Annotated in this window: 9 protein-coding genes; 5 read left to right on the plus strand and 4 right to left on the minus strand. The window is 69.0% G+C overall.

The window, feature by feature from the left end; translation table 11 throughout:
• Nucleotides 1-148: 148 nt before the first annotated feature.
• Both E6A26_RS00765 and E6A26_RS00770 read right to left on the minus strand, forming a co-directional pair.
• Entirely contained in the window at nucleotides 149-1,279 is a 1,131-nt protein-coding gene (locus E6A26_RS00765; protein WP_136609274.1) for a VIT1/CCC1 transporter family protein, read from the minus strand.
• A 214-nt stretch (nucleotides 1,280-1,493) separates the two neighbouring features.
• Nucleotides 1,494-3,011, minus strand: coding sequence for a sodium:solute symporter (locus E6A26_RS00770; RefSeq protein ID WP_136609275.1), 1,518 nt, complete (start codon nucleotides 3,009-3,011; stop codon nucleotides 1,494-1,496).
• 187 nt (nucleotides 3,012-3,198) lie between these two features.
• Here E6A26_RS00770 and E6A26_RS00775 point away from each other — a divergent pair, with 187 nt between their 5' ends.
• On the plus strand, nucleotides 3,199-3,774 hold the full coding sequence (locus E6A26_RS00775; protein ID WP_136609276.1) for a helix-turn-helix domain-containing protein: 576 nt from the start codon (nucleotides 3,199-3,201) through the stop codon (nucleotides 3,772-3,774).
• A 112-nt stretch (nucleotides 3,775-3,886) separates the two neighbouring features.
• On the opposite strand, the gene E6A26_RS00780 is transcribed toward E6A26_RS00775, so the two are convergent.
• Both E6A26_RS00780 and E6A26_RS00790 read right to left on the minus strand, forming a co-directional pair.
• On the minus strand, nucleotides 3,887-4,738 hold the full coding sequence (locus E6A26_RS00780; protein WP_136609277.1) for a DUF559 domain-containing protein: 852 nt from the start codon (nucleotides 4,736-4,738) through the stop codon (nucleotides 3,887-3,889).
• Nucleotides 4,739-5,042: 304 nt separating this feature from the next.
• Nucleotides 5,043-7,019, minus strand: a complete 1,977-nt coding sequence (locus E6A26_RS00790) for an APC family permease (RefSeq protein WP_136609279.1) — start codon at nucleotides 7,017-7,019, stop codon at nucleotides 5,043-5,045.
• Nucleotides 7,020-7,275: 256 nt separating this feature from the next.
• On the opposite strand from E6A26_RS00790, the gene speB reads away from it, so the two are divergent.
• The 4 genes from speB to E6A26_RS00810 all read left to right on the plus strand — a co-directional run bounded on the left by speB (nucleotide 7,276) and on the right by E6A26_RS00810 (nucleotide 12,865).
• Nucleotides 7,276-8,364, plus strand: a complete 1,089-nt coding sequence (gene speB / locus E6A26_RS00795; protein WP_136609280.1) for an agmatinase — start codon at nucleotides 7,276-7,278, stop codon at nucleotides 8,362-8,364.
• Nucleotides 8,361-10,055: a thiamine pyrophosphate-binding protein gene (locus E6A26_RS00800; RefSeq protein WP_136609281.1), complete on the plus strand. Its 1,695-nt coding sequence runs from the start codon at nucleotides 8,361-8,363 to the stop codon at nucleotides 10,053-10,055. Before speB ends, E6A26_RS00800 begins: the two co-directional genes overlap by 4 nt.
• Nucleotides 10,056-10,302: 247 nt before the next feature.
• Nucleotides 10,303-10,803 carry a MarR family winged helix-turn-helix transcriptional regulator gene (locus tag E6A26_RS00805; RefSeq protein WP_136609282.1) on the plus strand — a complete coding sequence of 167 codons (501 nt, stop codon included), beginning with the start codon at nucleotides 10,303-10,305 and terminating at the stop codon, nucleotides 10,801-10,803.
• Nucleotides 10,804-10,819: 16 nt separating this feature from the next.
• The gene (locus tag E6A26_RS00810) at nucleotides 10,820-12,865 is read left to right on the plus strand and encodes an MDR family MFS transporter (protein ID WP_136609283.1); all 2,046 of its coding nucleotides are present in this window, start codon (nucleotides 10,820-10,822) and stop codon (nucleotides 12,863-12,865) included.
• Nucleotides 12,866-13,143 lie beyond the last annotated feature (278 nt).

Raw genomic sequence — 13,143 nt, forward strand, 5'->3', positions numbered from 1 at the left:
GCGGGGTCTCGGGCGGGGCGGGACCCCACAAGGGGCGGGACGGGACCCCACAAGGGCGGGACGGGACCCCACAAGAGGCGGCCCGGGACCTCGCAACCCGGGGGACGGGACCCCGCAACGGGGTGGCCCCGGAAGGCCGCAGGGGAACCTAGCCGACTGCCGCGCCGAAGATCCAGCCCAGCACGTACGTGACCGCCGCCGCGCCGAAGCCGATGAGCAGCTGCCGCGTGGCGCGCCAGAGCGGCGACGCCCCGGCCAGCAGGCCCACGATCGCGCCCGTCCCCAGCAGCACGAGCCCCACGAGCACCGCGGCCACGGCCAGCGCGGGGATGCCGACCATCCCGAAGATGAAGGGAAGGATGGGCACGACCGCGCCGGAGGCGAAGAAGCAGAAGCTGCTCACGGCCGCCTGCCAAGCCGAGCCGATCGCCTCGTGCTCGTCCTGCTCGTTCGACCTCTCCGGATCGAGCGACAGGCTCGGATCGCAGTCGCACGTGAACTGGCCGAGGCGCTCGGCGGCGCGGTGCTCGGCCGCCGCCTGGCTCATGCCGCGTGCCTTGTACACGAGCACGAGTTCGTTCTGGTCGAGGTCCAAGGCCGGGGCGGCGGTCAGCGTGATCTGCGTGGGCCGCGAGGCGGAGAGCAGCTCGCGCTGGGAGCGTACGGAGATGTACTCGCCCGCGCCCATGGAGAGCGCCCCAGCGAGGAGCCCCGCGACGCCGGAGAGCAGCACGACGTGGCTGGAGACCCCGGAGGCGGCCATGCCCATCACGAGCGAGAGGTTGCTCACGAGGCCGTCGTTGGCGCCGAACACGGCCGCGCGGAACGAGCCGGAGAGGCGCGTACGGCCGCGGATCGCGAGGCCTCGGACCACTTCCTCGTGGATTCGCTCGTCGGCGGCCATGGCGGGGGTCGCGAACGGATCAGTCGCGTAGGGTGAACGGCTCTCCGCGCGCTGGGCCATCGCGAGCACGAACACGGAGCCCAAGTGCCGGGCGAAGAAGCCGAGCAGCTGGCTGCGCACCGACGCCGGCCGCGGCCTGCCGAGCTGGTCCCCGAGGAGGGCCTTCCAGTGCGCCTCGTGACGCCCCTCCGCGTCCGCGAGTCCGAGCAGGATCTCCCGCTCCTCGCCCTCGCGACGCTCCGCGAGGGCCCGATAGATCCCGGCCTCCGCCTTCTCGTCGGCGAGGTACTGGCGCCACCGCCGATAGTCGGCGGGCGTGGGTTCGCGGCGCTCGCGCGGGGGCGGCGCGGATTCGTCGGGAATGCGGGTCGGCATGATGCTCCTGGGCAGGCGTGATCTTCGTCGGGCGCCTTTGCCCACAGCACTCTAGCCCGTATTTCCGCGGACTTTCGGCCGGTCCACCCCAGCTTCCGAGTTCGGCTCGCCGTAATTTCCTCAGCGAACGACGACGCTTTCCTCAGCGAACGACGACGGCGGCGAGCCTCCCGCTGAGGCCGCTCGCCGCCGTCGTCCGTTGCCTTTTTGTGCGTCAGGCGGTGGTGACTGCTTCCCGCTCTTCCACCTTTCCGGCGACCCGGCGCTCCCAGGCCAGCATGACGGCGTCGTCCGTTCGGGGCGTCCGGAGGGACACCACGATGTAGGAGACTGCCGAGGCGATAAGACCGTAGTAGATCGGCTCGTTCGCGTAGATGCCGTCCAGCGGAACCGCGGCATGGATCTCGAGCCAGGTCATGGTGCCCAGGGTGACCACCGTGCCCACGCCCATCGAGACCGCCGCACCGAGGCCGGTGCCGCGCTTCCAGACGAGGCCGCCGAGGATGGCGACGAGGAGGCCGCCGACCAGGATGTCGTACGCAATGGTCAGGGCCGCGACCACGTCCTTGACCAGGATGGCGATGATGATGGCTGCGACGCCGAGGCCAAGGACCCACCAGCGGTTCTCGCGCACATCTTCTTCCGGGTTGCGGTCGTGCTCGACCGCGACCTTGCGGCCGAACCAGCTCGCGACAAACGGGACCACGTCAGTGCGCGCTACGGTCGCGGCGGCGATGAGGGCGCCCGAGGCGGTGGACATCATGGCTGCGACGGCTGCGGCGAGGACGAGGCCGCCGATGACGAGCGGCAGGACATGCGTGGCGACCTCCGCGTAGACGACGTCCTTGCCGAGGGTCTTGACGTCGATGTCGGGCAGCGCGACGCGGGCAGCCATGCCGATGACCGCGCCCGCCAGGCCGTAGAGCACACAGTAGACGCCCGCCGTTGTGCCGCCCCAGCGGGCAACGCCCGGCGTCCTGGCCGTGAACACGCGCTGCCAGATGTCCTGACCGATGAGGAGGCCGAGGGTGTAGACCACGAAATACGTGATGATCGTCTGGACGCCAATGCCGTCCCACTGGAAGAACGAGGCGTCCACGCGCTGGCGGATCCCGTCGAAGCCGCCCGCGGCGTTGAGGACGAACGGGAGCATGAGCAGGAACACGCCCACGGTCTTGATGACGAACTGGACCTGGTCGGCGAGGGTGATGGACCACATGCCGCCGATGGTCGAGTAGACGAGCACAATGGCGCCGCCCACGGCGATCGCGACCCAGCGCTCCCAGCCGAACAGGACCACGAAGATCGTCGCGTAGGCGCTCGTGGACGTCGCGCAGAGCATGAGGGTGTAGGCCAGCATGACGATGCCCGACGTCTGCGTCGAGCGCGTGCCGTAGCGAAGGGTGAGCATCTGGGCGACCGTGTAGATCTTGAGGCGCTGGATCATCCCAGCGAACAGGAGGCTCAGGAGGAGCACGCCGGAGCCGATCGCGACCACGAGCCACATGCCCGAGATCCCGAACTTGTAGCCGAGGCCCACGCCGCCGACGGTGGAAGCACCGCCGAGGACGACGGCGGCCATGGTGCCTGTGTAGAGGAGCGGCCCGAGGCGGCGGCCCGCCACAAGGTAGTCGCTGTTGTTCTTGGTGCGGCTCTTGCCCCACCATCCGAAGGCCAGCATCGCTGCGAGATAGGCGATGACGATGGCCGAGTTGATCGCGCTAGCGTCCATGGTAGCTCTCTCGGTCGGGGGATTTTCCTGTGGTGCAACAGGTGTTGCCCAGCAGACTAAATGTGATGGACGTGACAGTCAATCTGTGACGATGCCGGCATGGGAGTCGCCCGTGGGGCCTTCAGCGGCGTCGCCGTCCTCTGCGCCGATTCCTAATAGGAATCGACCGTTGTCGTAAACTCGATCCATGAAAGCCCTGCCGGTAGAGCCCAGCAACGTGTCCGTGGCCATCGGCTCGAGAATCCGTGCGGCGCGCGAGTCGCAGCGCATGACCATCGAGCAGGTGGCCGAAGCGGCTGGCCTCTCGAAGGGCTTTCTCAGCAGGGTTGAACGCGATGAATCGTCCCCTAGCGTGGCCTCGCTTGTGTCCCTCTGCCAAGTGCTCTCGCTTCCGATCGGCGACCTCTTCGCAACTCCCGAGACGCACCTCACTCGCGCGACGGAGGCCCCTCGCATCTCGCTCGGCGGCGAGGGGATCGTCGAGCGGTTGCTCACTGCGCGGTCTGAGCGGCGGCTGCAGATCATCCAGGCCGAGATCGAGCCGCGGGGAACCGGCGAGTCCGAGCTGTACGCCGTGGATTGCGACGTGGACGTACTTCACGTGGTCCGCGGACGGGTCGAGCTCATCATGACTAATGACCGCTACGAGCTGTCGGCGGGGGACACCCTCACCTTCCCGGGGCGCGAGCCGCACACGTGGGTCAATCCCACGGACGATCCGGCCACCCTGTTGTGGGTCCTCGTGCCCGCTGCGAGTCGGTAGGGTCGGCGACCGCGCGCTCCTGTCCGGTTCTTGGCCCGCGACACGGCCAGATGTCGCGGCACGCCGCCCGGTTGACTGGTTGGGAAGTAACAACCGGACAGGACCGCGGAGCTCAGAGGACGCGGCCCGTCAGGATCGCCTCCACCTCGGCCACAACACGCTCAGGCTCGTTCCAGATCTCCTCCGGCAGGTAGCGCAGCTTGATGTAGCCCATGAGGGTGGAGGCGTTGTCGCGACGTCGGTCCCTCCGCACGGACGCGCGATCGGAGTGGTAGGCAACGCCGTCAATTTCAATGATGAGAAATCCTCCTATGAGGAAATCGACGCGGCCTATCCCAGGAATGAAGACCTGAGGCTGGATTTGCAGCCCGAGGGCGGCCGCAAGAGGAGCGAGCAGCAACAGGGCTTCCGCCTCAGGGAGCGACTCGACCCGGCTATCGACCCTCCGAAGTTTGCCCAACACCGGCCCGCACTTCCGGGCGATCAGGTCCTCCTCGAGGAGTTCCGGCCGAAGGCCGTGACCACGCACCGCGGACGCGACGAGTGGGATCGAGGCGTTCTCGGGAAGGCACCCGAGTGCATGGAATATCACGTCTTCGATCGCGGCGAGCGGAAGGGTGTGGTGCTTGGGGTAGCGGAGCCCCCGATGGAACGTTCTCGCCACTTTCGCCAAGCGGCTCGTGCCCCTCGAATAGCCGTGGTCGCAGCCGAGATGAACCGTGGCGGGGACGTTCCTCAGCCACAGGCCGTAGTCTTGCGCGGCCGATGCGCACGTGAGGACGGCGTTATTCAAGATGGCTGTCAGGAAGTCCCGCCGGCAATCCCTCAGCGCAAGAACCCCACGCTTCGGTCGATCAACCTTTTGTGCGAGCAGGGAGACCTCATGCCGGGTGAGCCCTGCGTCGAGAAGCGTGGCCGTCCGGGCGACGCCACCGAGCGAGCGGAGGACGTGAACTGGATCCATCCCTTCAGCAGGCCATGGAATGCCGCGAGAAGCTGGCCCACGTCAGGCTATGTGGACAACGCGCCGCAACCGTGGCTGTGGAGGGCTATCGCGGCCCGCGGCACGTCTGCGCTCCTGTCCGGTTCATCTGCTCGGATTGGGCGTGGCGCCGCGACGCGCGGGGGCTCCAACCGATTGAGGAGCGACAACCGGACAGGAGCGCAGCCGGGCGCCGGAGGACCGGGCGCCGGAGGACCGGGCGCCGGAGGACCGGGCGCCGGAGGACCGGGCGCTGGAGGACCGGGCGCCGGCGGACCGGCAGGGCTCAGCCCACGTGCACCCAGGGGCGCTCGGTCACGCGGGGCTCGGCCTCGCGCAGCACCTCGCGCGTGACCGGAGCGATCTCGCCCTCGCCGAAGAACAGGAACTTCGTGAGGTTCGTGACCGGGTTGCCCTCGGTCCAGCGGAAGTAGATGTGCGGCATGAGTCCGGTCACGTTCCGCAGGTGCAGGAGGATCGCCGCGAGCGTGTTGGGGACGTTGTTCGAGTGGACCTCGAGCACCTTGAAGCCGTGGCGCTTCACACCGTGCACATCGAGCTCCTGCTCGAACTCCGAGCTGTCGCCCACCACGACCTCGATGAACAGGATGTCCGCGTCCTCGGGCAGGTGGTTCGCCGCACGGGCGTGTTCGAGCTTGCTGCGGTACCGCTCGGAGTCGAGGCGCTGGGGCTCGTGCGCGATGAGGCGGATCGGGCCTTGCTCCACCTCGGCGAGGAACTCGAGCGCCTGCTCGTCGAGCCGCACGAGGGTGGCGCGGAGCTCGAAGGACCGCCGCACGCGGGACGCGAAGCTCACCACGATGATGCCGAGGATGAAGAGAGCCGCGATCCGGATGCCATCGGGGCGCTCGAGCGAGTTGGCCACGGTCGTGTAGAGGAACACGGCGCTGATGACGCCGAACGCCCACGTGAGCCCGCGTTGCCTCTTGCGCCACGCCGAGAGCGTCACGGCGATGGCCGCCGAGGTCATGAGCACCAGGACGCCGGTCGCGTACGCGCCGCCCTGGGCGTCCACGTTCGCGTCGAAGACCAGCGTGATGAGGAACCCGATCGCCGTGAAGACGAGGGTGAGCGGGCGGACGGCGCGCGCCCATCCGGGCGCCATGCCGTAGCGCGGGAGGTAGCGGGGCACGAGGTTCAGCAGGCCGGCCAGGGCGGACGCCCCGGCGAACCACAGGATGGCGATCGTGGAGATGTCGTACACGGTGCCGAAGCCATCGCCCAGGAACTGGTGCGCGAGGTACGCGAGGGCACGGCCGTCGGCCTTTCCGCCGCTCTGGAACTCCGCTTGGGGGATGAGCACCACGGTCATGAAGCTCGTCGTGATGAGGAACGCGGACATGATCGACGCGGCGGTGGTGAGCAGGCGGTGCGCCCCCCGGATGCGCCCGGCCGGGTATTCCTCGGTGTCGCTCGGATCGCCCTTGATCTGCGGCATGACCGCGACGCCCGTCTCGAAGCCGGAGAGGCCCAGTGCGAGCTTCGGGAACACGAGGAGGGAGATCCCGATCATCATCCACGGGTCGCTGTGCTCGGCGGTGAGGGCCTTCCACCAGTCGACCACCGCGAAGCCCTCGCCGAACAGGTGCCCGAAGCCGACCACCACGACAACCGCGTTGAGCACGAGGTACACGCCCACGAGCACCACCGCGACGTTGATCGCCTCGCGGAACCCGCGGAGGAACACGATGCCGAGCGCCGAGAGGAGCACGAGGGTGATGATCACCTGCTGGCCGTGGAGGGCCTCCGGCACGAACGGGTTCTCGATGAGGTGGGCGCTCGCGTCGGCGGCGGAGAGCGTCATGGTGATCATGAAGTCGGTCGCCGCGAAGCCCAGGAGTGCGAGGACGAAGAGCTTGCCCGTCCACCGCGGCATGAGCCGCTCGAGCATGGCGATCGAGCCCTCGCCGCGGTGGCTCTCCTTCGCCACGCGCCGGTACACCGGTAGCGCGCCGACGAGCGTCACGGCGACGAGGATGATCGTCGCCATCGGCGAGAGCAGGCCCGCGGCGACGGCGGCGATGGCGGGCTGGTAGCCGAGGGTCGAGAAGTAGTCGACACCCGTGAGGCACATGACCTTCCACCACGACTGTGCCTTGTGGTGCTCCTGCGGAACGCCGTGCGGCCCCTGCCGCTGCCCCGAGACCTCGGGTAGGCCCTCGAGGAGCCAACGGCGGAAGCCGTGGTTGGTGCGCTTGTTGCGGTCCGACGGTTCAGCCGGCGGCCGAGTGAGAGTAGTCATTGTTCCCTGATCTGTGCGAAGTCCTGCAGGGAGAGTAGTCGCGGAGTCTCGGAAGGCCCTGATTCTTGATGCATCCTTAACAGCCCGTGTCGGCCTCCTCACACCACGATCACACCACGATCACACCACACCGAGCGCGCTCAGGCGAGCGCCGCCGTCGTCGTCCTCGCCTCTCTTCTCGGAAACTTTAGGTGCATGACAGGAAACTTTGCGGTAGCCTGAATCACAACAGAACCAGCCTACGGAGGTCAGCCCCTTGAAAGAGCTCCGGATCGAGGACAACGGCCGGCTCGGCCCCATCGATTCCTCCCGCATTCCGCGCTTCGCGGGCGCCGCGACGTTCGCCCGCCTCCCGCGGCTCGACCAGGTCGCGCACGCCGATGTCGCGATCGTGGGCGTCCCGTTCGATTCGGGCGTCTCCTACCGTCCCGGCGCGCGCTTCGGCGCGAACCACCTGCGCGAGGCGAGCCGACTGCTCCGCCCGTACAACCCCGCGCTCGACCTCTCGCCGTTCGCCGAGGCGCAGGTCGCCGACGCGGGGGACATGGCCGTGAACCCGTTCAACATCCACGAGGCCATCGAGGCGATCCAGCAGGACGCGCTTGACCTGACCGCAGGCGGCACGCGCCTCCTCACGCTCGGCGGCGACCACACGATCGCGCTCCCGCTGCTCCGCGCGGCCGCCGAGCGCGCGGGCGGCCCGGTCGCACTCCTCCACTTCGACGCCCATCTCGACACCTGGGACACGTACTTCGGCGCCGAATACACCCACGGCACCCCGTTCCGGCGGGCCGTCGAGGAGGGCATCCTGGACACCGACGCGCTGAGCCACGTCGGCACGCGAGGCCCGCTGTACGGCAAGAAGGACCTCGAGGACGACAGGCGCTTCGGCTTCGGGATCGTCACGTCCTCCGACGTGTACTACCAGGGCGTCCGCGAGGTCGTGGCGAAGCTGCGCGACCGCATCGGCGGGCGTCCCCTCTATATCTCTGTGGATATCGACGTCCTCGACCCCGCGCACGCCCCGGGCACGGGCACGCCGGAAGCCGGCGGCATCACGAGCCGCGAGCTCCTCGAGATCATCCGCGGCCTCCGCGGGCTCAACCTCGTGGGCGCGGACGTCGTCGAGGTCTCCCCGGCGTACGACCACGCCGAGCTCACGGGCATCGCCGCGAGCCACGTAGCGTACGACCTCGTCTCGCTCCTGAGCGAGCAGCCCCGCCGCGGCGGCGCACCCGAGGAAAGCCGGACGACGGCGCGCGGCGGCTCCGAGGACCAGCGGACGACGGCGGGTGGCGGTCCCTCTGGGGGCGACCAGACGACGGCAGTGGAGGCCGCCCGATGAACACAGCGGCGGCGGCAACGGCCGCGGATCACCAGCGCAACGGCGGCGACCTCGTGGTCGAGACGCTCGAGGCGCTCGGCGCGAAGACCGTTTTCGGCATCCCGGGGCAGCACGCGCTCGGCCTGTTCGACGCCATGGGCCGCGGACACCTCAAGTTCGTCTCGAGCCGCGTCGAGAACAACTCCGCGTTCGAGGCGGACGGCTACTCCCGCGCGACGGGCGAGGTCGGTGTCCTCTTCCTTTCCACCGGTCCCGGCGCGCTGACCTCGCTCGCGGGGCTTCAGGAGGCCTATGCGACCGGCGTCCCGATGGTCGTGATCGCGAGCCAGATCCCGCTCGAGGGCCTCGGCGCGCGGCGCAAGGGCATGCTGCACCAGCTTGACGACCAGAAGGCGTCGGCGGCCAACGTCACGAAGAGCCAGCGGCTCATCCAGCATGCGTCCGGCATCCCGTCGGCGATCCAGGACGCGTGGACGGACGCGATCTCGTCCCCGCAGGGACCCGTGTGGGTCGAGATCCCGCAGAACGTCCTGCTCGACCCGATTGTGGTTCCGCCGGTCGAGGACGCGCTCGCGGTCGCCGCGGACAACCCGCCGCGCGTCGAGCTCGTCCGCGAGGCCGTCAAGTGGCTCGCCGGCGCCCAGCGCCCCGCCATCATCGCGGGAGGCGGAACGCGCCGAGGCCACGCAGAGAAGCAGCTTCTGGCGATCGCGGAGCTGCTCCGCGCCCCCGTGATCTGCACCCCGGGCGGCAATGGCGCGTTCCCCTGGACGCACCCGCTGTCGCTCCAGTCGTGGGTCGAGGACCGGCACATGACGGACGTGCTCGAAGACGCGGACGTGCTCGTGGTCGTTGGCTCCTCGCTCGGCGAGGTGACGTCGAACTACTTCACGTTCGAGCCGCGCGGCCGGATCCTCCAGATCGATGCCGAGCCGCGCGTCCTCGAGTCGAACCGGCCCGGCCTCGGGATCCGCGCCGACGCGGGGCAGGCGCTCACGGCGCTCGAGGAATCCCTCGAGACCGCCATGGGCGGCAAGCCGCTCTCGCCGGACTGGCACGGCAGGACGCCCGAGGCCCTCGTCGCGGATTCCCTCGCTGCGGTCCGCGAGCGCCTCGAGGCGCAGGACCTGGGCAAGGAGCTCCGCTTCATGGCGGACATCCGCGCCGCCGTTCCGGACGCGATGCAGACGTTCTGGGACATGACCATCGCCGCGTACTGGGGCTGGAGCTGCTGGGATTCGCGCGCGGGCCAGTTCCACTCGGCGCAGGGCGCCGGCGGGCTCGGCTTCGGCTTCCCGTCCGCCATCGGCGGGGCCGTGGGGCTCGAGACGATCGGGAAGCCCTCGCGGGTCCTCGCCGTCTCCGGCGACGGCTCGGCGATGTATTCGATCAGCGAGCTCGCCACCGCGAAGCAGCACAACGTGCCGGTCACGTGGCTCATTGTCGACGACGGCGGCTACGGGATCCTGCGCGAATACATGGTCGGCGCGTTCGGCCAGGCCACCGCGACCGAGCTCGCCCGTCCGGACTTCGTCAAGCTCGCGGAATCGTTCGGAGTTCCCGCTCGCAGGGTCGCGCCGGAGCAGGTGCGGGAGGCGCTCGAGGCGGGCTTCGCCGCGGACGGCCCCAACGTCGTCGTAGTCGAGACGCTTCTGAAGATGTTCGCGCCGACCCATCTGGCGGTGCAGTAGCAGCCTGCACTCAGAAGCCTCGCGCTCCGAGGCTGGGCGCTCAGAGGCTGGGCGGTTAGAGGCCCGGCACTCAGAAGCCTCGCACTCAGAGGCGACACACCAAGGGCCGCGTTCCCGGGTCACCACCCGCGGGACGCGGCCCTTTCGTGTGTCGCGGCCAGCCGCTGTCGCATCCCTCACATTAGTTTGCCTAAGCAACTGTTTTGGATATATAGTTGCGGTAAGCAATCAATCAAGGGAAGTAGCCATGGCCGTCGAGCCGCAGCAAGTCCGGGCGCTGATCCACGGGGTGTTTGACCTCCAGCGGGTTCTTCGATGCGTCGCCCAAGAGCACAAGTCCTCTGAGGTCGGATCGGCGGAAGCCGGCGTGCTCCGCATGATCAGCGAGTTCGGCGGGCGCGCGGTGGACATCGCGGAGAAGCTCAGCGTGAGTGCCCCCGTGCTGAGCCGGCACATCGCCGAGCTCCATGATCGGGGCCTCGTGACGCGACGCCCCGATCCGGAGGACCGCCGGGCGCAGCTCCTCGAGCTCACGGAGACGGGGAAGGCCCGGCTCGCGGAGATCGAGGAGGCCCGCATCTCGCTCATCCTCGAGCTCCTCGAGGGCTGGGACGAGGCCGAGGTCGAGTCCTGCGCGGCCTCGATCCGCCGCCTCACGGACACCATGCGCGCCAAGAGCCACACGCTCAAGGGCGGTTCCCTTGACCACACCGAAACCACGAAGGAGGAAGAGCTTGCTGCCCGCTGATGCACCGGCTCCCGAAATGAGCCACCGTCAGATCCTCGAGGCCCTCTCGGGCCTCCTCGCCGCGTTCTTCACGGCGATCCTCTCGAGCACGATCGTCTCGAACGCGCTCCCCACGATCATGGCGGACCTCAAAGGCAACCAGACCGACTTCGCATGGATCATCACGGCCTCGCTGCTCGCGAGCGCCGTCACGGTTCCGATCTGGGGCAAGCTCGCCGACCTCTTTGACAAGAAGGTCCTGACCCAGCTCAACATCGTCATCTTCGTGATCGGCTCCGTCGGGGCCGGCATCTCGCAGACCATCCCAGAGATGATCGGCGCCCGCGTGATCCAGGGCATCGGCATGGGCGGCCTCATGGCCCTCGCCCAGGCCATCCTCGGCACGCTCATCCCGCCGCGCAACCGTGGCCGCTATTCGGGCTACATGGGTGCGGTCATGGCCGTCGGAACGGCGGGCGGCCCGCTCCTGGGTGGCTTCATCGTGGACTCGCCGCTCGGCTGGCGCTGGACGTTCTTCGTCTGTGTCCCGCTCGCGGTCGTCTCGCTCATCATCATTCAGGCCACTCTCAAGCTCAAGCATGTGCGCCGCCCGGCGAAGATCGACTGGCTCGGCACGATCCTGCTCACGGCCTCCGTGAGCACCCTCCTCATCTGGGTCTCCTTCGCTGGCCAGCCGGACTACTACGACTGGTGGTCGTGGCAGACCGCGGTCATGGTGGGAGGCTCGCTTGTGGGCATCATCCTGCTCGTCATCGTCGAGTCGCTCGTCTCGCAGCCGATCATCCCGCTCAAGATCATTGCCAACCGCACGACGGCGCTCAGCATCATCGCCTCGTCGGCGGTGGGTGTCTCGATGTACGCGTCGACGTCCTTCATCGGCCAGTACTTCCAGGTGGCCCGCGGCGCGACTCCCACCGAGGCCGGTCTGCTCACGCTCCCGATGATCGCGGGCAACTTCCTGGGCTCGGTCGTGACGGGTCAGCTCATCACGCGCTTCGGCCGCTGGAAGGCCTACCTCGTCACCGGCACCGTGTTCATCGCAGGCGGCATGGGCCTGCTCGGCACGATCGACCACTCGACCGACCTCACTGTGACCGGCATCTACTCGTTCGTGCTCGGCCTCGGCCTCGGCATGACGATGCAGAACCTCGTCCTCGCGGTCCAGAACACCGTCTCCGTCTCGATCATCGGAGCGGCCAGCTCCACCGTGGCCTTCTTCCGCTCCGTCTTCGGCGCGATCGGCGTCCTGGTCCTCGGAACGGTGCTGAATAATCGCTCGAGCGACCTCATCACGCAGGGCCTCGCCGCGAAGGGGATCCACGCCCCGGCCGGCAGTGGGGGCGCGAGCCTCGATCTCAACGACATGCCGGCACCCATCGCGAACATCGTGCGCGCCGCGTTCGGCGACGCGTCGGCCCAGGCCTTCCTCATCGCGGGCATCGTCGCCGTGGTGGCCTTCCTCGCGGTCATCTTCATCAAGGAGGTCCCGCTGCGGCGCACCGTGGACATGGCGAAGCCGGCCGACGGCGTGGCCACGCCGGAGGGGGTCGCGGCACCTGTCGCGAAGCTCGCCCTGGTTCCCGCGCCCGACGGCGGCCGCTCGCCCGAGGCGCCCAGCGCGCCGTCGTCCGTTGACGGCGAAGCGGGGGAGCGCGAGCTGAGCCAGACGCGCCGTGCGGCGGCTCGGGCAGCGCTCGCCGCGCGGTCAGGCGAGGACTCGGAGCTCGACAATGAGCTGCAGCTCCTGCTCGCCGAGGTGGACGGGCGCTCGCTCGATCTGGTCCAGCCGAGCACTGTGCAGGCGATCGAGGCGCTGCAGGAGACGCAGCGGCTCCTCGCGACCCAGCAGTCGCAGCTCACGGGGCTCATGTCCCGCCTCGCTGACCAGCTCTCCGAGCAGCAGGAGCTCGCCTCGAAGCAGCAGGCCCTGGCCGAGCGGCAGGAGGCCACCGCGGCCCAGCTCGCCGAGATCCGGCGCGAGCTCGACGCGGAGCGGCAGCTCCAGAAGGAAGCCGCGCTCTACCTCGCAACCCGCGGCCGGCACAGCGCAAGCGGCAACTGACCGGTCCTCGGGTTGCGGGGTCCCGGTCCTCGGGTTGCGGGGTCCCGTCCCGTGGGTTGCGGGGTCCCGTCCCTCGGGTTGCGGGGTCCCGTCCCTCGGGTTGCGGGGTCCCGTCCCGTGGGTTGTGGGGTCCCGTCCCGTGGGTTGTGGGGTCTATGTTCTTACATCGACCCCGCAACGGCTTGGACGGGACCCCGCAACCCGAGCCGCCGGGAGGCCAGCGGACACGCGCTGTCCGCAGCCTGCCGGATTACTCCCTAGGGAGGATCCCCCACAGG

This window comes from Sinomonas albida, assembly GCF_004919045.1.
Classification (GTDB): Bacteria; Actinomycetota; Actinomycetes; order Actinomycetales; family Micrococcaceae; genus Sinomonas; species Sinomonas albida.